Consider the following 21,720-nt stretch of genomic DNA (forward strand, 5'->3'; position numbering starts at 1 on the left):
GGCGTTATTAACGCGGGCTACAGCTACAGCAATGATTATCAGCAGACCAGTCTCAGTGTGTCGGGCGGCATAGTCGCCCATGCCGGCGGGATAACGCTGAGCCAGCCCCTGCAAAACACCTTCGTCTTGGTCAATGCTAAAGGTGCCAAAGGTGTTCGCGTGGAAAACCAGCCAGGGGTGGCTGTTGATGGTGCCGGTTATGCCGTGATGACTTCGGCGACACCATACCGGCACAACCGCGTTGCGCTGCGTACCGAGGATATTGGCAGTGGCTTGGATATCCCTCTGGCCGCTAAAGATGTAGTGCCTACCCGGGGGGCCATTACCCGCGTCAACTTTGAAACGCACGTCGGCCAGAGTTTGTTAGTGCACAGCGAGATGGAGGGCAGCAGCGTCCCGCCATTAGGCGCGAACGTCTTCAATGCTGCCGGCATAAGCAGCGGTACCGTAGGCACCAATGGCGATATTTATGTCTCTGGGGTGGCTTCGGGCGAGCGCCTGTTGGTCAAGTGGGGGAGCGACGCCAGTGACAGTTGTTCACTGCTTGTGCCTGAGTTAGCGGCGACCGACGAGCAGTCCATGGGGTATCAAGAGCTCTCGCTGACCTGCGTGAAGCCATAGAGGAACAGATATGTTTTTTCGCACAAAGCATGCAGGGTTTGGATTGGCAGTCTGTTTGTTAGTAACGCTGGGGATGTTCTCGCAGAATAGTTATGCCTTGTCCTGCAAGCAGAATGGCAGTGTCCGCCAAGACATTGTGCTGGATCATGAGATCAAGGTCTCCACCGCCAACACGGCGCCAGGCGCATTGTTATGGCGTTCACCGACATTCACGTCGACGTTCCAGTGTGTGGACGATCGGCAAAAGCCCCAGGGCGAGAACGCTTACCTGTATTGGGACCCCAAAAGAAATCTGGCAGCCATCCACAACTCAATTGAAATTGGGGTGAACTATAAAAGTATCGATTACCGCCTCACCAGTGGTGTGCGCGAGGATGTAGGGCCCGGCACTGCCTGCCGCCCTATTGGTGGTGGATGTGCGTCGCCGGCCCGCCCGCTCAGCATTACGGTGTCTTATTCGGTGTATATCAAAGCCACCGGTAACCTGCCGCCCGCGGGCGGGCGGATCAATAACACTGGCAGCTACTCAGTGTTTCAAGTCGATGGTGTGGGTGGTCTCAACAATAACGCCAACCAAAACTTCAACACCTACATCTCCGGCCTTGGCAACATTCGCTTTATCTCCTGCAACCCTATCGTGACGGTGAGTGCCAACAATGGGCGGGTGGTCAACTTTGGCAGCATTCCTCGGCAGAACGCCGTAGTCGGCAAGATCGAAAAGCAAATTCCCTTTGCGGTTAGTGCTGATATGTCTGGCCCGGATAGCGGCCAAGATTGTCAGGGGCAAGTTCTAGAGGCTAGTTTCAGCTCGGTGAACCCGGTGCGCGACACCAACACCATCATGCCCACCAGTGACAGCGGCTTTGGTATTCAGCTGTCGCAACAAGACACGCCGGGCACTTACATCCCAATGAACACGCCGGTGAACATGGGCCTGATTAACGGCAGCAATGTCACCAAGAACTTCCTAGCCAGCTTGCGTTGGCTCAGTACCAGTCCTCGAGTGGGCCCGTTCACCGCGTCGGCCAATATCGATGTGACCTTTAAGTAGGTGTCTCTGCGTGCTGGTGGAATCTGCAGCTGTGGGTGATTGAGGTTGCAGTGGCGCCATTGCGCGGGCTTAGCCTGTGTTGCGTGGGGCTGCGGGATATTGGCTCTATGTCTGGCGGGCGGCGGGGCAGTGCATGGCCCGGCGATGTTTGCGGCGGTGGCAGCTCGATCGGGCTGTCGCTGAACAGGCAGGCTTACTCAATAGCGCTACAGGCGACTCTGATCCAGACAGTGGCCGCCAATAAAAAACCCCTTGAGGTGTTAGCGCTCAAGGGGTTTTGTGTGTTGCACGCCTGTTTAGACGTTAAAGCGGAAGTGCATCACGTCGCCGTCTTTGACGATGTATTCCTTACCTTCCAGGCGCCATTTACCGGCTTCTTTCGCGCCGGCTTCGCCTTTGTATTGGATGAAGTCGTTGTAGGCGATGACTTCGGCGCGGATAAAGCCTTTTTCGAAGTCGGTGTGAATCACGGCCGCCGATTGTGGCGCAGTGGCGCCGACTTTCACGGTCCAGGCGCGCACTTCTTTAACGCCGGCGGTGAAGTAGGTTTGCAGGTTGAGCAGCTCGTAACCGGCGCGGATTACGCGGTTCAAACCTGGCTCTTCGAGGCCCAGGGCTTCGAGGAACATGTCTTTTTCTTCGCCTTCGTCGAGCTCGGCGATCTCCGCTTCGATCTTGTTGCACACCGGCACCACTGGCGCACCCTCGGCGTCGGCGATGGCCTGGACGATGTCCAGCAGCGGGTTATTTTCAAAGCCGTCTTCGGCGACGTTAGCGATGTACATCACCGGCTTACTGGTCAGCAGGTGGAAACCGCGCACCAGTTGCTTCTCGTCATCGCCGAGGCTCTTCATCAAGGTGCGCGCAGGCTTGCCTTCAGTGAAGTGGGGGATGAGTTTTTCCAGCAGGTTCTTCTGCGCCACGGCTTCTTTGTCACCGCCTTTGGCGTTACGGGTAACCTTTTGCAGTTGCTTCTCGCAGCTGTCGAGGTCAGCGAAGATCAGCTCCAGATCGATGATCTCGATGTCGCGCTTAGGGTCGACGCTGTTGGCTACGTGGATCACGTTATCGTCTTGGAAGCAGCGCACCACGTGGGCGATGGCATCGGTCTCGCGGATGTTGGCGAGGAACTTGTTGCCCAGGCCTTCACCTTTGGAGGCGCCTTCAACCAGGCCGGCGATGTCGACGAACTCCATGGTGGTCGGCAGTACACGTTCAGGTTTAACGATCTCAGCCAGAGCGTCCAGGCGAGCGTCGGGCATCGGCACGATGCCGCTGTTCGGCTCAATGGTGCAGAACGGGAAGTTCTCAGCCGCGATCCCCGACTTAGTGAGGGCGTTGAACAGGGTGGACTTGCCGACGTTGGGCAGGCCGACGATGCCACAGTTAAATCCCATGATATTTCCCTCGAGGATAGCGCTAAGAATTAAGAAGTAGCTTTTTGGCTGTGCAGTTTGTGCATGGCTTTGGACCAGTCACCGGCAAGGATTTGCGGCAGGCAGTCCATGGCGAAATCAATGCTCTGCTCCAGCAGGTCTTGCTCGCTACGTGGCGCACGGCCCAGCACGAAGTTGCTGACCATGCTGCTGTGCCCGGGATGGCCAATGCCAAGCCGCAGGCGGTGAAAATTATTTTGATTGCCGAGTTGCGCAATGATGTCGCGCAGCCCGTTATGTCCGCCGTGCCCGCCACCCTGTTTGAGTTTGGCGATGCCGGGCGGCATATCGAGTTCGTCGTGCGCCACCAGAATCGCCTCCGGAGTGATCCGGAAAAAATTCGCCAACGCCGCTACGGCCTGGCCGCTGCGATTCATAAAGGTGGTGGGGATGAGCAGACGAACATCACGGCCTTGATGGCTGAACTTGCCTACCAGGCCAAAATACTTTTTGTCGAGACTCAGGTTGACGCCTTGGCTGGCGGCTAAGCGCTCAACAAAAAGGGCCCCCGCGTTATGCCGGGTCTGGTCGTATTCCGGTCCTGGATTACCCAAGCCAACGATCAGTTGTACGGCAGTCATGTCGGGAGCCCTTCTGTGGAAATCGCCTAGTCTAGCAAGACTAGGCTGGTTTCCGCTGCTGCGAGAATTACTCGGCAGCACCTTCCTCTTTAACGCGCGAGGCGTGGATGTTAGCCACGGCCAGGTCGTTACCGTGAGCCAGAGCAACCAGCTCAACGCCTTTCGGCAGTTTCAGGTTGCTCAGGTGAACGATGTGACCGACTTCAACGGCAGCCATGTCGACTTCGATGAACTCAGGCAGATCTTTCGGCAGGCAGGAAACTTCAACTTCAGCCACAACGTGGGAGATCTCGCCACCTTGTTGTTTCACGCCAACTGCAGTTTCTTCGTTGATGAAGTGCAGAGGAACGTGGGCAGTCAGTTTCTGGCCAGCGACAACGCGAACGAAGTCAGCGTGCAGAACGAAACCTTTCGATGGGTGACGTTGCAGTGCTTTGATCAGAACGTTTTCAGCTTTGCCAGCTACGTTCAGGCTCAGTACGTGGCTGAAGGAAGCTTCGTTTTCCAGCAGCTTGGCAAAATCTTTGGCAACCAGGCTGATGGATTGTGGAGCGGCTTCGCCACCGTAAACTACGGCAGGAACCAGGGCTACGTTACGACGCAGGCGGCGGCTCGCACCTTTCCCCAGGTCGGAACGGATTTCGGCGTTCAGGGTAAATTCAGTCATTGTATTTCTCCAAAATAACCAAACCGTCCGTTACGCTTGCGACCAGCGACGGGACGGTTGGGTAGGGTGCCAAGCCATTAGGGCTGGGCATTGACGGTCAGTGGGTGGACGCCTTAGCGGAACATCGCACTGATCGATTCTTCGTTGCTGATGCGGCGTACCGCTTCAGCGACCACCGGGGCGATATCCAGTTGACGGATACGACCACAGGCTTGTGCTGCTGCCGACAGCGGGATGGTGTTAGTCACCACCAGCTCGTCGAGTACCGATTTTTCCAGGTTCTCAATGGCACGGCCGGACAGTACCGGGTGCGTGGCATAGGCGAGAACTTTGGTGGCACCGTGTTCTTTCAGGGCCTTGGCTGCGTGGCACAGGGTGCCGGCAGTGTCGACCATGTCGTCAACCAGCACGCAAGTGCGGCCTTCAACATCACCGATGATGTGCATCACTTCGGAGTGGTTAGCCTTCTCACGACGTTTGTCGATGATGGCCAGGTCAACGCCGAGGGATTTAGCTACGGCACGGGCGCGAACAACACCGCCGATGTCCGGAGACACGATCATCAGGTTTTCAAAGCGCTGGTCTTCGATATCGTCCACCAGAACTGGGGAGCCGTAGATGTTATCCACTGGAATATCGAAGAAGCCTTGGATCTGATCCGCGTGCAGGTCGACGGTCAGAACCCGGTCGATGCCTACGTTAGCGAGCATGTCAGCCACGACTTTGGCACTGATTGCCACGCGCGCAGAACGCGGACGGCGATCCTGGCGGGCATAACCAAAGTAGGGGATAACAGCAGTAATTCGAGTCGCTGAGGAGCGGCGGAAGGCATCTGCCATCACGACCAATTCCATCAGGTTGTCATTGGTTGGCGCGCACGTTGGTTGAATCAGGAACACGTCTTTACCGCGGACGTTTTCGTTGATTTCAATCATGATCTCGCCGTCGGAGAATTTGCCTACAGAGGCATCACCGAGGGGAATGTGCAGCTGACGTACGATACGTCGCGCCAGATCGGGGTTAGCGTTCCCCGTAAAGACCATCATCTTGGACACGCGCAGTACCTGCCGGCTGAGGGTATACCTGGATGAGTATAGAAAATGGCAGGGGCGGCTGGATTCGAACCAACGCATGGCAGGATCAAAACCTGCTGCCTTACCGCTTGGCGACGCCCCTGTATCCGGTGTTTTTAATACGCTTTGTGTTGTGTCCGCTCCAGGACGGAATGGCAGGGGCGGCTGGATTCGAACCAACGCATGGCAGGATCAAAACCTGCTGCCTTACCGCTTGGCGACGCCCCTACTTACAACCCGTACAACGTATTACTTCCTGCCCAACTCTTCGAGCTTTCGGTGCAACATCGAGATGTTACGTCCTTGAGCTATAAAGCTTGGCAAAGTGCCTGGAAGTTGGCGGCGAACTCTATCAGCTTCAACCTCGTTTGGGAAGCTCCCAAACACACAAGATCCAGTGCCGGTTAATCTTGTTGGAACAAATTTGTTCATCAAGATCAAAGCGTTACGAACTTCTGGATAACGCTTCTCTACCACCGGCTGACAGTCATTACGACCGCCCCCCTCAGGAAGGCTGCGAACTTTAATGGGCGGGCTATCCCGTGTCAACTCCGCATCAGAGAAAATTTCTGCTGTGCTAACAAGTACTTGCGGAATCGCAACGAGAAACCAGGGCTCGCTCAGAGTCACTGGTTGGAGTTTTTCCCCGACACCTTCAGCAAAGGCGGCGCGTCCACGCACGAACACCGGCACGTCCGCGCCTAGGCGCAGGCCAAGCTCAGCCAGTTGATCTTCGTCGCAGTGCAGTTGCCACAAATGTTTCAGGCCGAGCAATGTGGTCGCTGCATCGGAGCTGCCGCCACCAATGCCGCCGCCCATCGGTAAGCGTTTATCCAGCCAGATATCCGCGCCCAGTGGGCACTGACTGTGTTGTTGCAGCAGGCGCGCGGCCCGCACGATCAAATTGCTGTCGTGGGGGACGCCGTCGACAGGGCTGTGCAAACGAATTTCGCCGTCGTCACGCAAGGCAAAGCCGAGCTCGTCGGCGAAGTCGAGAAACTGAAACAGGGTTTGCAGCTCGTGATAACCGTCGGCGCGCCGCCCCAAAATGTGCAGCATCAAATTCAGCTTGGCCGGTGCCGGCAAGCGCAGCGTGGCTGCGCTAGGAATCGCGGGGGTACTCATTGGCCGAGCTGGCGCGGCTGCCAGTCCTTGATCACCAGGGTGATTTGCAAATCTTCACCACTGACTTTAAGGCGCTCTGGCAGCCAGTAGCCGTTTTGCTCGGTATAGCTCAGGTATTCGATTTGCCAGCCATCTTGGCTAAGGCCTGCGAGGCGGCTGTGACTGTCGAGATTGAGGCGGCTCTTGCTGTCAGGCGAGGGCAGGCCGCGAATCCACCAGAGCAGGTGCGAGACCGGCAGGTTGAGGTGCAGTTGTTCGTGCAGCAGTTGTTCCGGCGACTGCGCTTCGTAGCGTCCTTGGTTGGCCACTTCCAGCGTGATCTTGCCGGGGTGGCCCATCAGGCGTGCGGCGCCACGGCCCAGTGGGCCAGACAGGCGGATATCGTAGTAGTCCTGGCGCTGCAGCCAAAACAGGGTGCCGCTGCCGGAGTCTTGCGGCGCGCGAATGCCTACTTTGCCGTTGATTTGCCAGGCATCCAGTTTACTCAATTGCGCCTTGTGCTCCTTCCAGGTCTGGCTGTTGCCTTGGCCTTCCAGGGATTCATGGGTGCCAAAGCCGGCGCAACCAGCGAGGGTGGCCAGCAGGCCGCAGAGGATGAGGTGACGTAGGTACTTCAAGGCTTATCGGTTCCTGTCAGGCGTAGCAGGGTGTTACGCAAAATATCGTTATCGGGGTCTTGCTTGTAGGCGTCCGCCAGCAATTGCCGGGCTTCGTTCTGTTTACCTTGGGCCCACAGCACTTCGCCCAAGTGTGCGGCAATTTCCGCGTCGGGCATTTGTGTGAGGGCGCGGCGCAGCCAGGTTTCCGCTTCGGCCAAGTTGCCCAGGCGGAAGTTAATCCAGCCGAGGCTGTCGAGGACGGCCGGGTCTTGCGGGTTAAGCTGGTGGGCCTGGTCGATTAAGCGCTTGGCTTCGTCATAGCGTGTGGTGCGATCCGCCAAGGTGTAACCGAGGGCGTTGAGGGCCATGGCATTATCAGGCTCGCGCTCAAGAATAAAGCGCAGGTCTTTTTCCAGCAGCGGTAAGTCGTCGCGCTTTTCCGCCAGCATGGCGCGGCTGTAGAGCAGGTTGAGGTCTTCTGGGTAAGCCTGTAGGGCTTGCTGCAAAACATTCCAGGCGCGCTCAGGTTGCTCGTTACGCGACCAGGCATCAGCCTCGATCAGGTACAGCTGGATGGTGTAATCCGGCTGATCCAGACGCGCTTGCTTGAGTTGGGCGGCTGCTTCATCGGCACGCTGATGCTCAAACAACAGTTCGGTGCGGCGCGATTGTGCAGGCAGGTATTCGTTGCCGGGGCCGACCAGGGCAAACTCGGCGAGTGCCTTGGGCAGGTCGTTGAGCTCTTCGTAAGCGCGGGCCAGGTTGTAATGTGCGGCATCGACGTGGGCGCCGCGCTCAACCAGTTCGTTGAGGTAGACGATGGCTTCTTTCCACGCTTCGCCCTCCAGGCACACCAGCGCCAAGGAGAAACGCAGGTCGTCGTCTTCCGGATTTTGCTGGAGCAGGGCGGTGAACTCGCGCTTGGCTTCGTCGATATGGTCTTCGCTGACCAGCATGCGCGCATAGCTCAGGCGCAGGCGGCGTTCATCCGGGTTCTGCTTGATGCTTTGTTTCAGCAGGGCGAGGGCTTCATCACTGCGCTCAAAGCCTTGCAGAAGGCGCGCGTGAAGCAGGATCGCCGCGACCGGGCGATCATTGCTGGACTGCTGTTCCAGCAGGGCCAGGGCTTGTTCAGGTTGATTGTTCTGTTGCAGTAACAGGGCCTTGCCGAATTGCAGTTGGCTGTTGTCCGGGTACTTCACCAGCAGCCGGTCGAAGCTTTGCAGCAGGCCGGCACGGGTGTCCGGGTCGCTTTCAGCGGCAGATAGCGCGAGGAAATCGAAATGGGTGTCGCCTTGGTGGCGCAGGACTTTCTCCATGAACACCATGGATTCGTCGTAGCGTCCGGCGCGGGCCAGCTGCACGGCGGCGGCGCGCTGCGCGTCGATGTTATCCGGGGCGCTTTTGGCCCATTGCAGGCCCGTCTCCAGCGCAGCTTGGTCGGCGCCTAAGTACTCGGCAATACGAAAGCCGCGCTCGGCGACACCGGCATCACCGGTGAGCAAGGCTTGCTCGGTGTAGTTGTCGAGGGCGAGGTCGAAGCGGTTGCGTTGGCCGGCCAGTTCGGCGCTGAGCAGGGCGTACAGCGTGGCCTCGCTAAACGGGCGGTACAGCTGCGGCTGGGCCGTGGCGCTGGTAACGCTGGGGTCTTCCACCGGCGGTTTGCCATCCGGGGAGGAGGGTGCAAGGGTCTGACAGCCACTTAACAAAGCAGCAGCAGTCAGCAACGCGAGAGTTCTATTCATGGGGAGAGTTATGTGGCCAACCTGCGGTTTGGGCATCATGACACAAGCCGTTGGGCAAGCCCATGGGGTGCCATTCATGGTGGATCGGATAAAACTGTCTATTAGGACAATAGGCAGGAGGAGTTGTTCTCGCACGGCCGAAGTAGGAGAATTGCGCGCTTCCTACAGACTCTCAGCGACCACGCATGGCCTTTATTGCTCTCGGTATCAACCATAAGACCGCTTCGGTAGACGTGCGCGAGCGCGTGGCCTTTACACCCGAGCAATTGGTTGAAGCGTTGCGCCAGCTGTGCCGCAGCACCAGCAGTCGTGAGGCGGCGATCCTCTCGACCTGCAACCGCAGCGAGCTGTATCTGGAGCAGGATCAACTCAGCGTCGATGAAGTGCTTGCCTGGTTGGCCGACTATCATCATCTGAGCCTCGAAGAATTGCGCGCCTGCGCCTATATCCATGCTGATGACGAAGCCGTGCGGCATATGATGCGCGTCGCCTCGGGCCTGGATTCCATGGTGCTGGGCGAGCCGCAGATTCTCGGTCAGATGAAGTCGGCCTTTGCCGTGGCCCGTGAGGCCGGCACCTTAGGGCCGTTATTGGGACGCTTATTTCAGGCGACCTTTAGCACGGCGAAAACCGTGCGTACCGACACCGCCATCGGTGAGAACCCGGTCTCGGTGGCTTTTGCGGCGGTCAGCCTGGCTAAGCAAATCTTCTCCGACCTCAATCGCAGCCAGGCGCTGCTGATCGGCGCCGGTGAAACCATCAGCCTGGTGGCGCGGCATCTGCACGACCAAGGCATCAAGCGCATCGTGGTGGCGAACCGCACCTTGGAGCGCGCCAGTAATCTGGCTGAACAATTTGGCGCCCACGCCGTGCTGCTGGCCGATATTCCCGCCGAGTTGGTCAACAGCGATATCGTCATCAGCTCCACCGCCAGTCAGTTGCCGATTCTCGGCAAGGGCGCGGTAGAGCGCGCGCTGAAACAGCGCAAGCACAAGCCGATCTTTATGGTCGACATCGCCGTGCCTCGCGACATCGAGCCGGAAGTCGGCGAGCTGGATGATGTGTATCTGTATACCGTCGATGACCTGCATGAGGTCATCGAAGAAAACCTCAAAAGTCGCCAGGGGGCTGCCTTAGCCGCGGAAGAGCTGGTCAGCGCCGGTGCCCAGGACTTTATGCAGCGCCTGCGCGAGCTGGCGGCAGTGGATGTGCTCAAGGCCTATCGGCAACAGGCCGAGCGCCTGCGTGACGAAGAGCTGCAAAAGGCTCAGCGCCTGCTGGCCAACGGCAGCAGTGCCGATGAGGTGTTGGCGCAACTGGCCCGTGGCCTGACCAATAAACTGCTGCATGCACCCAGCGTGCAGTTGAAGAAATTTTCTGCCGCCGGGCGCTTCGATGCGCTGGGCGTCGCTCAAGAACTGTTTGCCCTCGATGAGGGCGCCTCGCTCAGCGCGATTAATAAATCCAGCGCTCAATAAGTAAAGGTCTGCAATGAAAGCGTCACTGATTAAAAAACTCGACCTGTTGCAGGATCGGTTCGAAGAGCTGACTGCGCTGCTTGGCGATGCCGAGGTGATTAGCAATCAGACCCAATTCCGCGCCTATTCCAAGGAGTACGCGGAAATTGAACCAGTCAATCAGGCCTTTGCTGCGCTACGTAAGGTGCAAGCCGATTTAGCTGGCGCCCAGGAAATGCTCAAAGACAGCGACCCTGATTTGCGCGAAATGGCGGAAGAAGAAGTGGCCAGCGCCAAGGAACAGTTGGTTGAGCTGGAAGCCACTTTGCAGCGCATGCTGCTGCCTAAAGACCCTAACGATGGCCGCAACGTGTTCCTCGAAGTCCGCGCCGGCACTGGCGGTGACGAGGCGGCGATTTTCTCCGGCGACCTGTTCCGCATGTATTCGCGCTACGCCGAGAAGCAAGGCTGGCGCGTCGAAGTGCTGTCGGCCAGCGAAGGCGAGCACGGCGGCTATAAAGAAGTGATTGCCCGGGTTGAAGGCGACAACGTCTACGGCAAGCTCAAATTCGAGTCCGGCGCCCACCGTGTGCAGCGTGTGCCGGAAACCGAATCCCAAGGCCGCATCCACACCTCGGCGTGCACCGTGGCGGTATTGCCTGAGCCCGATGAGCAGATGGCCATTGATATCAACCCGGCGGATCTGCGCGTGGACACCTACCGTTCCTCCGGCGCGGGTGGCCAGCACGTTAACACCACCGATTCGGCGATCCGTATCACCCACATTCCCACCGGCACTGTGGTCGAATGTCAGGAAGAGCGCTCGCAGCATAAGAACCGCGCTAAGGCCATGGCCTGGCTGGCGGCTAAGCTCAAAGACCAGCAGGAAGCCGCCGCGCACAAAGAAATTTCTGACTCGCGCAAATTGCTGGTCGGCTCCGGTGATCGTTCCGAGCGCATCCGTACCTATAACTTCCCCCAGGGGCGGGTGACCGATCACCGCATCAACCTGACCTTGTATTCGCTCAACGAAGTGATTGCCGGTGGCGTCGAGGCTGTCATCGAGCCGTTGTTGGTGGAATATCAGGCCGATCAGTTGGCCGCGCTCGGCGACTAAACTCGCCTGCATCATTAAGGGATCGCCGAGTTATGCGCAGCATCGAGGATTTGCTCGCCCACACAGAGTTGGCCGACTCGCCCAGCGCGCGCTTGGATGTCGAGCTGCTGTTGGCCGATGCCTTGGGCAAGCCGCGCAGCTACCTGCACACCTGGCCTGAGCGCGAGCTGGAGGATGCTCAGTTAGCCCAATTCACAGCGGCCATCGAGCGTCGCCGGGCAGGCGAGCCGGTGGCCTATATCCTCGGCCAGCAAGGCTTTTGGAGCCTGCAGCTGGAAGTGGCGACGCACACCTTGATCCCCCGTCCCGATACCGAACTGCTGGTGGAGGCCGCTCTCGCGCTGCTGCCGGCCACACCGGCGCAGGTTTTGGATTTAGGCACTGGCACGGGGGCGATTGCCTTGGCTTTGGCCAGCGAGCGTCCGGCTTGGCAAGTGACCGGGGTGGATCGGGTCAGCGAGGCGGTGCAGCTCGCGCAGCGCAATGGCCAGCGTCTGCAACTGGCCAATGCGCGCTTTGTGACGAGTCATTGGTTCAGTGAACTGAGCGGCCAGCGCTACGCCCTGATCGTCAGCAACCCGCCGTATATCGCCGCCGATGACCAGCACTTGGGTCAGGGTGACGTGCGTTTTGAGCCCAGCAGTGCGCTGGTGGCTGGTGCCGATGGCCTGGACGACATCCGCCTGATCATCGCCCAAGCCCCTGAGTTTCTAAGCCCCGGCGGCTGGCTGCTGCTGGAGCATGGTTTTGATCAAGCGGCGGCGGTGCGCGACTTGCTCCGTGCCCGTGGCTTTGTACAGGTGGCCAGTCAGCGCGATCTCGGCGGCCATGAGCGGATCAGCCTAGGACAGTTTGCCCATGCTTAATGCAACCCACTTAAGTGACGAAGAACTGCTGCGTTACAGCCGGCAGATTCTGCTGCAACAGGTGGATATCGACGGCCAGCTACGTTTGAAGAACAGCCGCGTGCTGATCGTCGGGCTCGGCGGATTGGGTTCGCCGGTGGCGTTGTACCTGGCCGCAGCGGGGATAGGCGAGCTGCATCTGGCCGACTTCGATACGGTCGATCTGAGCAACCTGCAGCGCCAAGTTATCCACGACAGCGCCAGTATTGGCCTGAGTAAATTGGACTCAGCGCGTCAGCGCTTGCTGGCGCTAAACCCGGCGCTGCAAATCGTCGGTCATGGTCAAGGCTTAGATGCGGACTCCTTAGGCGTGGCCGTGGCTGCGGTGGATCTGGTGCTGGATTGCTCGGATAACTTCAGCACCCGTGAGGCCGTGAATGCGGCCTGTGTGCAGGCGCAGGTGCCGTTGGTCAGTGGTGCGGCGATCCGCCTAGAAGGCCAGCTGTCGGTGTTCGATCCACGGCGCGCCGACAGCCCTTGTTATCACTGCCTGTATGGTCACGGCAGCGAGGCTGAGCTGACCTGTAGCGAAGCCGGTGTGGTGGGCCCGCTGGTGGGGCTGGTCGGCAGTCTGCAAGCGCTGGAGGCCCTGAAGCTGCTGGCCGGCTTCGGTGAGCCGCTGGTGGGGCGTTTGCTGCTGATCGATGCCTTGAGCACGCGTTTTCGCGAATTACGGGTCAAGCGTGATCCGGGATGCGTCGTCTGCGGGAGCCACCATGGCCTCTAACGCGCCCATTGGGGTGTTTGATTCCGGCGTTGGCGGGTTGTCGGTGCTGCGCGAAATCCGCGCGCTGCTGCCCCATGAGTCGCTGCTGTATGTGGCCGACAGCGGTCACGTGCCCTATGGCGAAAAGAGCCCGGAATTTATCCGCGAGCGCTGTGGCTTTTTAGCTGAGTTTCTCTTGAAGCAAGGTGCCAAGGCACTGGTGGTGGCGTGCAACACCGCCACCGTGGCCGGCGTGGCGCAACTGCGCGAGCTGTATCCGCAGGTGCCGGTGGTGGGCATGGAACCGGCGGTTAAGCCGGCAGCGGCAGCCACTCGCAGTGGCGTGGTGGGGGTGCTGGCCACCACCGGCACATTAAAAAGTGCCAAGTTTGCCGCTTTATTGGATCGCTTTGCCCACGATGTGCGGGTGGTCACCCAGCCTTGTCCGGGCTTGGTTGAGCGTATTGAGGCCGGCGATTTAAGCAGTGCGGCGACCCGTGACTTGCTGCAAGGCTTTGTCGCGCCGCTGCTGGCCGAAGGCTGCGATACCTTGATCCTCGGCTGTACCCATTACCCCTTTATCAAGCCTTTACTGAGCAGCCTGGTGCCACCGTCGATCCAACTGATCGATACCGGCGCCGCCGTGGCGCGACAGGTGCAACGCCTGTTGGCGGCAGGGGATCTGCTGAGTAGCGGGCCTGCGGCTGCCACCGCTTTTTGGTCCAGCGCCGCGCCGTTAAATATGCAGGCCGTGATGCCGGCGCTGTGGGGGCAAACCGCCCCAGTTAAGGCCTTGCTGCGCTAGCGCAGCCCTGGCAAATCTCGTCAATCCTGTTGGTTTTACTGCTGGCCAGTGGCGATTCGCTGCTCGGGCCCAGGCTGAATTATAGGTTTGGATTTGTTCTGTTAGTCAGGCGAATAGGAGAAATCTAAGGTTTTTACCTGTGTAAATAAGACAGTTTTCGGGCATATCCTGACAATGCTAATTCTTTTGTTTGAATGTAGGGCATGGATTTGTGCGGTTGTGGTGCTATATTTTTTAGCGGCTGAGCCGGTCAACTCCGGCAAACGTGCAGAGAGCAATTGATAACAGGTAAAGGGATATTTGCCATGATTAAAGTCTTCACTCTGGCGGGACTTGCTGCATTAGCTTTAGGCCAAGCCAGCGCGGCCCATGCGTTGGATCTGAGTTTAGATATTGGTCAAACCGGTGATTCCACCATGACCTATCGACTGGGCACTCAATTCGATTTCAACCGCACTTGGTTCAATAGCCGTGTCGGTCACCTCAGCGGTTACTGGGACGCTGCTTACACCTACTGGGATGGCGATGACACCGCGAGCAATCACAGCCTGTCGTTAAGCCCGGTGTTCGTTTATGAATTTGCCGGTGAAACGGTCAAACCTTATATCGAGGCGGGGATCGGCGTAGCCGCCTTCTCCAGCACGGAGCTTGAGTCCAATAAGCTCGGCTCGTCCTTCCAGTTTGAAGATCGCATCGGTCTGGGCCTGCGCTTTAATGGCCAGGAGATAGGCGTGCGCGCCATGCACTATTCCAACGCCGGGATCAAAGAGCCGAACGACGGGGTGGAAAGCTACACCCTGCATTACCGCATCAAGTTCTAGGCAGCCAAGCTGTAGGCGGCAGAAAAACCGGGTTTAGCCCGGTTTTTTTAGGCGTGCAGTTTTAGCGGTAAATAGTCGTGAGGTTGCTGCGTTCTTGCAGGCACTCTTCTGACGCTTCGGCAAACTCACGGCAAATCAGCGGACGTTGGGCGTAGATGGTGCAGCGCATGCTGTCGCGATCCAGCGCCGCACACCAGCCATCATCCAAGCGCAGCATCACTTCACCGCCCCATTGATCGGTATCGATAAAGCGCGGCGGCACGCCGGTGTCGCTGATCAACAGCACTTCCAGCTGACAACAACAGGCGGCGCAGTTGCTGCAGCTGACGGCGGGTTCGGCGGGCAGTTGGAGGTGGGGAATGCTTGAGCTCATGGCGCACAGTGTACGTCATGGCGCAGCCCGACAGTTTGCACTACGCCGCAAGTGACGTTGAGGTCCGCGCCGCAGGTATTAGTCTCTGGGTAGATGCTTGAGGCTTTTAAACGCCGCGAGGGCGCGCTGCCGGCTCTCTGCCAAGTCGACCATCGGCGCGGGATATTCGCCACGCTCCTTGCTTGCCGCCAGCAGCTTGGGGTTATGCAACACCTTGGGTGGCAGGTGCGCTAACTCGGGCAGCCAGTGCTTGATGAATTTGCCTTGCGGGTCGAATTTTTGCGCCTGGCTAAAAGGGTTGAAAATCCGGAAATAAGGCACCGAATCAGTGCCGGTGGACGCGCTCCACTGCCAACCGCCGTTATTGGCGGCGAAGTCGCCGTCGATCAAATGACGCATAAAAAAGCGTTCGCCTTCGCGCCAGTTGAGCAGCAGGTTTTTCGTCAGAAACATCGCTACGACCATGCGCAGGCGGTTGTGCATCCAGCCGCAAGCGAGCAATTGGCGTATCGCTGCATCCACCAACGGCACACCGGTGCGGCCCTGTTGCCAGGCCAGTAGCTCGTCCGGGGCATGGCGCCAGGGCAGGGCCTCGGTTTCCGGGCGAAAGGCGCGCTGCATCGACAGGCGTGGGTAGCCAACCAGGATGTGTTGATAAAACTCACGCCACAGCAGCTCGTTGAGCCAAGTGCTAACGCCTTCATTGCCGCTGGCGAATTCCCCTTGGTTGGCGCGCAGAGCGGCGTGCAGACATTGCCGTGGCGACAGCACGCCAGCGGCTAAATAGACGCCGAGTTGGCTAGTGCCGGCCACGGCCGGGTGGTCGCGTTGCTCGGCGTAGTGATCAATGGAGCTGGCGCAAAAATCCTCTAAGCGCGCCTGCGCCTGCTCTTCACCTGCCGGCCAGAGTACGCGAATGCGCTGATTGCTAAAGCTGAAGCCGGCGACCTGTTCAGGTACGGCATCGCTGCTGATGCCAGTGCTGGTTTGCCGCGCAGGCTGGGCGAGCACTGCCGGCAGGCTCAGTTGCAGGCGTTGCTGACAGGCTTTACGAAACTGCCCGTAAACCTGAAAGAAACCGCCGCTCTTGGTCAAAATCGTACCGGGGGCAAACAGCACGGCATCCAGATAAGAGTGAGCGCTGATGCCCTGCGCTTGCAAGGCCGCGACCACGCTCTGGTCGCGGCGCTGCTCATTGAGTGGGTACTGCTGGTTGAAATGCAGCGCCGTCACCGCGTACTGCTGACAGACTTGGCTGAGCACTGCGGCACAGCCTGCGTAATCATCCACCTGGCGAATCAGCAGCGGTATGTTGAGGCTCGCCAGTTGTGTGCTGAGCAGGCGCAAGTTACGCAGCCAAAAATCCACCTTGGCCGGCGCCTCATCGTGCTGACGCCACTGCCCGGCCGTGATCAGGTAGATCGCCAGCGCCGGGCCGCTGGCCACTGCGGCGTGCAGGGCGCTGTTGTCGTGCAGGCGCAGGTCGTGACGTAGCCAAAGCAGTTGCATGGGGCTTCCTAAATGAAGGCGAGTGCCATGCAGTTTATCCGCAAGTGAGGATTGGGGGCTGCACTGCGCCGCGCAGTGGCTGTCGGACAGTTATAGTAAGGGCCTAATTGACCTGATTGATTTTCATCTACAGCCTAAGACCAGTCGGCTCCTTATAATGCCGCCCCATTAGCTGTTACCCATATGTTTAGGCCCGGTGCTTTGCCGGGTCGCCATTTGTTAGGACCTGCCATGACCGATCATGCGCTGTTGCTGGTAAACCTCGGCTCGCCGGACTCGACTTCGGTGGCGGACGTGCGCCGTTACCTCAATCAGTTTTTGATGGATCCCTATGTGATCGATCTGCCGTGGCCGGTGCGGCGTCTGTTGGTTTCGCTGATCCTGATTAAACGTCCAGCTGCCTCGGCCCATGCCTACGCCTCGATCTGGTGGGACGAGGGCTCGCCGCTGGTGGTGCTCAGCCGGCGCCTGCAACAGGCCATGCGCGCTACTTGGTCGCACGGTCCGGTGGAGCTGGCCATGCGTTACGGCCAACCGTCGATTGAAAGCACCCTGAAGCGTTTAGCCGGACAAGGCATTCGCCGGGTGACGTTGGCGCCGTTGTATCCGCAGTTTGCCGACAGCACGGTGACCACCGTGGTGCAGGAGGCCAAACGCGTGGTGGCGCAGCATCAGCTGGATATTCAGTTCAGCACCTTGGCGCCGTTCTACGACCAGCCGGTGTACCTCGACGCCTTGGTGGCAAGCGCCAAGTCCTATCTGCAACAGGATTTCGATCATTTGCTGCTGAGCTTCCACGGTATCCCCGAGAGCCACATTCGCAAGCTGGTCGACCCCATTGATCCGCAGCACGACCTCACCGCCAGCAGCAGTGTCGGGGTCAGCCCGCAGGTGCTGGAGAAGTGTTACCGCAGCCAATGCCTGCGCACTGCCGAGCAGTTTGCCGCGCGCATGGGCCTGCGCCCTGAGCAGTGGTCGGTGGCGTTTCAGTCGCGCTTGGGCAAGGCCAAGTGGATCGAACCCTACACCGATGCAACCCTCGATACCTTGGCCAAGCAAGGGGTGAAGAAGCTGCTGGTGATGTGCCCGGCGTTCGTGGCCGACTGCATCGAAACCTTGGAAGAAATCGGTATTCGCGGCCAAGAGCAGTTTGTCGAGGCCGGTGGCGAGAGCTTGCAGCTGGTGCCTTGTGTCAATGACCATCCTGAGTGGGTCACGGCCTTGACCCAGTTGTGTGAGCGCGCGGAATAAGCCCGTTGAGCGCGCCTGTCACTCCAAAGAGTGAATGGCGCGCGCGGCGCTGATAGTCCCTGTGGGCGATACTCAGCGCCCAGCGTCTGCGCCTAAGCTGGGCGTTCCCTAAATGTCGTGCGCCGCGGTTGCGGTGTCGAGGAACTGCCAGTGCTCAAGCAAAATAATAATTATCCCTCCAGCTCACGGGCTTGGATAACAGTGGCCATTTTGATGGTGGCCTACGTGCTGTCCTTTATCGACCGGCAAATTCTTAACTTGCTGGTGGGGCCAATTCGCCGCGACCTGATGATCAGCGACACGCAAATGAGCTTGCTGATGGGCCTGTCGTTCGCGCTGTTTTACACCATCTGCGGCATCCCGCTGGGACGCTTGGCCGACACTAAAAGTCGTCGCGGCCTGATTGCCATCGGCGTTTTATTTTGGAGTGCGGCGACCGCCGCCTGCGGTATGGCCAAGCTGTATTGGCAGTTTTTAATCTGTCGGATCGGCGTAGGCGTAGGCGAGGCGGCGTTGTCGCCGGCGGCGTATTCGCTGATCGCCGATAGCTTCCCGGCTGAACGCCGCGCCACGGCCATTAGCGTGTATTCGATGGGCGTTTACCTGGGCTCGGGCATCGCCTTCTTACTCGGCGGTTTGGTGATTCAGTTCGCTTCGGCTCAAGGCAATGTGCTGTTGCCGGTATTCGGCGAAGTGCGTCCGTGGCAGTTGATCTTCCTGATTTTGGGCGGTGCTGGCGTGCTCTTCACCTTGCTCATGCTTGCCGTCAGAGAGCCCGCACGGCGTGGCGTTGGGGCAGGGGTGGCGGTGCCTCTGGCAGAAGTTGGCCGCTACATTCGCGCTAATCGGCGCACCGTGCTGTGCCATAACGTCGGTTTCGCCGGTTTGTCTTTTGCGGGTTACGGCAGTGCGGCCTGGGTGCCCACGTTCTTTGTCCGTACCTATGGCTGGGATGCCGGCCAGGTGGGGATCGTTTACGGCAGCATCGTGGCCGTATTTGGTTGCCTAGGGATTGTTTTCGGTGGCCGTTTGGCTGACTGGATGACCAAGCGTGGCAGTGCCGATGCCAACATGCGCGTAGGTCTGTATGCCGCCTTGGGGGCATTGCCTAGCGTCGCGGCCTTCCCGCTGATGGATAACGCCGTATGGGCCGCCGCCTTGCTGGCTCCGACTGTGTTTTTCCTGAGCATGCCGTTTGGCGTGGCGCCTGCGGCCATCCAAGACATCATGCCCAACTCCATGCGCGGTCAAGCATCGGCCATCTACCTGTTTGTGATTACCTTGCTCGGCCTTGGCATTGGCCCTACGGCGGTGGCGCTGGTGACGGACTATGTGTTCGCCGACGATCAGGCCCTGCGCTATTCGCTGTTAATCGTCAGCGTGCTGGCTGTAGTCGCGTCGATCATCTTGCTGGCGATGGGGCTTAAGCCTTACCGCGAAAGCCTCGCGCGCTTACAAGCCTGGGCTGGACGCGAGGTCTGAGGCACGCCTGGGGCAGCGTCGCGCTGCCCCAGGGCCAAGTTGACTGACCTGGCTGACTGCCGATCATCAGCCTGCACCGCTTACAGCGGCCTGATGCTGAACAACTGTGGCGTCAACGAGCCTATGGCTGTGCTCCCGAGGGCGTAGATCACCTGGCTGCCTTGGTCGACGCCGCAGTACATGCCGCCGCGCAACGCGGTCTGCATTTGCAGCAGGTCCTGCATATCAGCCTCCTTGAGCGTTGCAGCGTCATGCAAGTAGCCCCGTGGTCTGGAAGGCGTTACGTCGACGCCATAAAACACCTGACCATCGGCGGTAAACAGGGTGCTGCCCGCCAGGCAAAACTGCGCGGTGTTGGTGGCGATAATGCCGCTCATGGTGCTGAACGGGCTGATTTTGCCGGACCGGTCAAGGCTCAGGATGCGCTCGCCATAACCAATCCAGAGGCGGTCATGGGCGTGGATCAGGGTATGCAGCGTGCCGTTGCCCAGGCTTGCCAGGTCGTGGCGCTTAAGCGTACCGGTGGCGCTGATTTCGAGGATGCTGTGCAGGCCGTCGGCAATAAATAAGCGCGCACCATCTTGCGCTGCCGCAGCCACCGTGGCGCGGCCGCTGACTTGCGCCAGTTGCCGGTAGTTCTGGCTGAAATCCTGTGACGCGTTGCCGCCTGAGCTTTTGCGGTAGATGTGGCGCGAGCTTAGTGCCCATGCATCGATGCTCTGACTTTGCGCGCCGCCGGGGATAAATTGTAGCGGGCCGGCATCATTGCGCGCCTGGCTTTGGGTGCCGTTGTTGTTGAGATTGATCGCCCCATAAGTCTTCTCGGTGGCCCAGTTCACGCTGAACGCATTGGCCGTTTCGGTTGCCATCGAACTCAGGGCAAAGCTGGCGCCGGCGGGCAGGGCGCTGGTCAGCCAGCCGGCGGGTGAGCCACGCCCGCGGGTCAGCTTAGCGGCGAAGATACGGCCGTCGGCGCTGGCTTTCAGCGGCAGGTACAGGCCATCGTTGCTGGCAAACCATTGGCCATAGCCGAGCTCAAGGCCCGCCGGGAAGGCTACGCGATCGAGCTGAGCAATATGCTTGCCGGGCGCCGCCGGATTGCCGGCACTGGCCTGGCGCGGCGTTGAGTTTGCCGGCGGTGCCGCGTTAACGCGGGTCACGGGCCCCGCCTGTTCAAGGGATGAGTGGTTGGCGGCCACACTGGGCGGGTTGGTAGTGGCCTCGGCCGGCGCCGCAGGGGGACGGTTGTCGGTTGAGGTCACGGCTGCCGTCAGCAGTGCATTGGTCAGTGCACCCAGTTCGGCACTGCCACTGCTTTGGCTGACGGCCGCACCGACGCTGGCCGTGCTCTGGCTGATCGCACTGGAGCCCAGGGCATCGACCAGATTGGCCGCGGTGGAGCCGTCGGAGCTGGCCTCCACCAGCTTTTGCAGCTGCCCGGCCAGTAGCTGGTCATCGACGGCCATGCCTACGGCTTGCAGGGCGAGCTGGGTGACGTCGAGCTGTGCCGCGTCGCTATTAAACATCGCCGAGACCAGGTTGATGGCGATGTCATCGCTGACGTTACCGCTATAGCCGGCCGGGTTGATCAGGCCGCTGGTCAGCAAAGCTGTCGGATCAGCGCCTGCGCCTTGGCCGCTGCTCATGCCGTCGAGGGGGTTGCCGCTGGTCGTCACCGCTACCGCCACACTGCTGAGCAGGGATAAGGCTTGCAGCCACTGGCGCTGGCTATCTTGGCGGCGGAATTCCCCTTGGGCGATTTGCAGGTCACGCTGATACTTTTCTTGCAGCAACGGCAGGTAGCTCGGGTCGGCTTTGACAAAACGCACCTGGGTGCCGCCGGGCGTCTCATCGCTGATAAACATGCCGTGTTCGCTTTGCTGTTCTTCGGTGTCGACTTTGTCACCGTAGAACACGTAGTAACCGCTGGCCCAGCGTCCGGCTTCGCCACCTTTGGCGGGCAGGTATTGAAAGCGGCCGCGATATTCAAATCCGGTGCCTGTGTTGTACAGGCCCTTGTCGATCACGGCGATCTGCGCGCCGCGCATAAACGGATGCTGGATGCGGGTGTAGGTCCCGTTGAAAAAACCCACCACGGCGTTTTGCACACCGACGCTGCGTGGGCTGTCACCGCTTTCGAGCAAACCATCCTGGCCATAGCGCTGCTTGAAATAGCTCCCCGGCGCGCTGGGCAGGCTCAGCGTGTAGGTCTGCCCCGGCTGGGTGCGACCTTTGGCCCATGGGCCTTGCATGCTCACCCCTAGCAAGGCATCCCAGACCGTGCCGTCGCCGGCGAAGCAGTCGCCCTGTTGGCAGGTGAAACGCTGGCTATCCGTGACCTCCAGGGCTAGGGCGGTGCTACTGCACAGCACTAAGGCCAGTAATGGGCGGCGCAT

Annotated in this window: 20 protein-coding genes and 2 tRNA genes; 10 read left to right on the top strand and 12 right to left on the bottom strand. The window is 59.5% G+C overall.

Translation table 11 applies throughout. The annotated features are described in order from the left end of the window. Together NTD81_RS04325 and NTD81_RS04330 are read left to right on the top strand one after the other, a co-directional pair. On the top strand, positions 1-621 hold a 621-nt coding region (locus NTD81_RS04325; RefSeq protein ID WP_262179867.1), incomplete at its 5' end, for a fimbria/pilus outer membrane usher protein. Positions 622-694: 73 nt separating this feature from the next. After that, positions 695-1,672 carry a fimbrial protein gene (locus NTD81_RS04330; protein ID WP_262179869.1) on the top strand — a complete coding sequence of 326 codons (978 nt, stop codon included), beginning with the start codon at positions 695-697 and terminating at the stop codon, positions 1,670-1,672. 296 nt (positions 1,673-1,968) lie between these two features. Here NTD81_RS04330 and ychF read toward each other — a convergent pair whose 3' ends face one another. The 9 genes from ychF to NTD81_RS04375 form a co-directional block, all read right to left on the bottom strand. Beyond that, complete coding sequence (gene ychF / locus NTD81_RS04335) at positions 1,969-3,069, bottom strand: redox-regulated ATPase YchF (protein ID WP_262179871.1); 1,101 nt, start codon at positions 3,067-3,069, stop codon at positions 1,969-1,971. 29 nt (positions 3,070-3,098) lie between these two features. After that, positions 3,099-3,689: an aminoacyl-tRNA hydrolase gene (pth, locus tag NTD81_RS04340; protein WP_262179873.1), complete on the bottom strand. Its 591-nt coding sequence runs from the start codon at positions 3,687-3,689 to the stop codon at positions 3,099-3,101. Positions 3,690-3,756: 67 nt separating this feature from the next. Further along, complete coding sequence (locus tag NTD81_RS04345; protein ID WP_262179875.1) at positions 3,757-4,356, bottom strand: 50S ribosomal protein L25/general stress protein Ctc; 600 nt, start codon at positions 4,354-4,356, stop codon at positions 3,757-3,759. A gap of 113 nt (positions 4,357-4,469) precedes the next feature. Further along, positions 4,470-5,411 carry a ribose-phosphate pyrophosphokinase gene (locus NTD81_RS04350; RefSeq protein WP_262179877.1) on the bottom strand — a complete coding sequence of 314 codons (942 nt, stop codon included), beginning with the start codon at positions 5,409-5,411 and terminating at the stop codon, positions 4,470-4,472. A 46-nt stretch (positions 5,412-5,457) separates the two neighbouring features. Continuing rightward, positions 5,458-5,532 (bottom strand) — tRNA-Gln (locus NTD81_RS04355). A 50-nt stretch (positions 5,533-5,582) separates the two neighbouring features. After that, positions 5,583-5,657, bottom strand: a tRNA-Gln gene (locus tag NTD81_RS04360). A 21-nt stretch (positions 5,658-5,678) separates the two neighbouring features. After that, positions 5,679-6,554 (bottom strand): 4-(cytidine 5'-diphospho)-2-C-methyl-D-erythritol kinase, encoded by an 876-nt coding sequence (gene ispE / locus NTD81_RS04365; RefSeq protein ID WP_262179879.1) that lies wholly within the window; start codon positions 6,552-6,554, stop codon positions 5,679-5,681. Then, entirely contained in the window at positions 6,551-7,171 is a 621-nt protein-coding gene (lolB, locus tag NTD81_RS04370) for a lipoprotein insertase outer membrane protein LolB (protein WP_262179881.1), read from the bottom strand. Before lolB ends, ispE begins: the two co-directional genes overlap by 4 nt. Further along, entirely contained in the window at positions 7,168-8,898 is a 1,731-nt protein-coding gene (locus tag NTD81_RS04375; protein WP_262179883.1) for a tetratricopeptide repeat protein, read from the bottom strand. Before NTD81_RS04375 ends, lolB begins: the two co-directional genes overlap by 4 nt. Before the next feature lie 185 nt (positions 8,899-9,083). Between NTD81_RS04375 and hemA the strand changes: the two genes are divergently transcribed. From hemA to NTD81_RS04405, 6 genes are all read left to right on the top strand, one after another. Further along, positions 9,084-10,376 carry a glutamyl-tRNA reductase gene (hemA, locus tag NTD81_RS04380; protein WP_262179884.1) on the top strand — a complete coding sequence of 431 codons (1,293 nt, stop codon included), beginning with the start codon at positions 9,084-9,086 and terminating at the stop codon, positions 10,374-10,376. A gap of 13 nt (positions 10,377-10,389) precedes the next feature. Continuing rightward, positions 10,390-11,472 carry a peptide chain release factor 1 gene (gene prfA, locus NTD81_RS04385; protein ID WP_262179886.1) on the top strand — a complete coding sequence of 361 codons (1,083 nt, stop codon included), beginning with the start codon at positions 10,390-10,392 and terminating at the stop codon, positions 11,470-11,472. 32 nt (positions 11,473-11,504) lie between these two features. Continuing rightward, the gene (prmC, locus tag NTD81_RS04390; RefSeq protein WP_262179888.1) at positions 11,505-12,338 is read left to right on the top strand and encodes a peptide chain release factor N(5)-glutamine methyltransferase; all 834 of its coding nucleotides are present in this window, start codon (positions 11,505-11,507) and stop codon (positions 12,336-12,338) included. Continuing rightward, positions 12,331-13,104 carry a molybdopterin-synthase adenylyltransferase MoeB gene (locus NTD81_RS04395; RefSeq protein ID WP_262179890.1) on the top strand — a complete coding sequence of 258 codons (774 nt, stop codon included), beginning with the start codon at positions 12,331-12,333 and terminating at the stop codon, positions 13,102-13,104. The genes prmC and NTD81_RS04395 overlap by 8 nt, the downstream gene beginning before the upstream one ends. Beyond that, positions 13,094-13,888 carry a glutamate racemase gene (gene murI, locus NTD81_RS04400; protein WP_262179891.1) on the top strand — a complete coding sequence of 265 codons (795 nt, stop codon included), beginning with the start codon at positions 13,094-13,096 and terminating at the stop codon, positions 13,886-13,888. Before NTD81_RS04395 ends, murI begins: the two co-directional genes overlap by 11 nt. A 305-nt stretch (positions 13,889-14,193) precedes the next feature. Continuing rightward, positions 14,194-14,709: an acyloxyacyl hydrolase gene (locus tag NTD81_RS04405; protein ID WP_262179893.1), complete on the top strand. Its 516-nt coding sequence runs from the start codon at positions 14,194-14,196 to the stop codon at positions 14,707-14,709. A 61-nt stretch (positions 14,710-14,770) separates the two neighbouring features. Here NTD81_RS04405 and NTD81_RS04410 read toward each other — a convergent pair whose 3' ends face one another. Further along, positions 14,771-15,082 carry a YkgJ family cysteine cluster protein gene (locus NTD81_RS04410; RefSeq protein ID WP_262179894.1) on the bottom strand — a complete coding sequence of 104 codons (312 nt, stop codon included), beginning with the start codon at positions 15,080-15,082 and terminating at the stop codon, positions 14,771-14,773. Between the two features lie 78 nt (positions 15,083-15,160). Next, positions 15,161-16,591 (bottom strand): deoxyribodipyrimidine photo-lyase, encoded by a 1,431-nt coding sequence (phrB, locus tag NTD81_RS04415; RefSeq protein ID WP_262179896.1) that lies wholly within the window; start codon positions 16,589-16,591, stop codon positions 15,161-15,163. A gap of 231 nt (positions 16,592-16,822) precedes the next feature. Here phrB and hemH point away from each other — a divergent pair, with 231 nt between their 5' ends. Further along, the gene (gene hemH, locus NTD81_RS04420; RefSeq protein ID WP_262179897.1) at positions 16,823-17,842 is read left to right on the top strand and encodes a ferrochelatase; all 1,020 of its coding nucleotides are present in this window, start codon (positions 16,823-16,825) and stop codon (positions 17,840-17,842) included. Positions 17,843-17,992: 150 nt separating this feature from the next. Next, complete coding sequence (locus NTD81_RS04425) at positions 17,993-19,324, top strand: spinster family MFS transporter (protein ID WP_262179899.1); 1,332 nt, start codon at positions 17,993-17,995, stop codon at positions 19,322-19,324. Between the two features lie 80 nt (positions 19,325-19,404). On the opposite strand, the gene NTD81_RS04430 is transcribed toward NTD81_RS04425, so the two are convergent. Beyond that, on the bottom strand, positions 19,405-21,720 hold the full coding sequence (locus tag NTD81_RS04430) for a hypothetical protein (protein ID WP_262179900.1): 2,316 nt from the start codon (positions 21,718-21,720) through the stop codon (positions 19,405-19,407).

Origin of the sequence: Pseudomonas sp. 5P_3.1_Bac2 (assembly GCF_025465995.1) — a bacterium.
Classification (GTDB): Bacteria; Pseudomonadota; Gammaproteobacteria; order Pseudomonadales; family Pseudomonadaceae; genus Aquipseudomonas.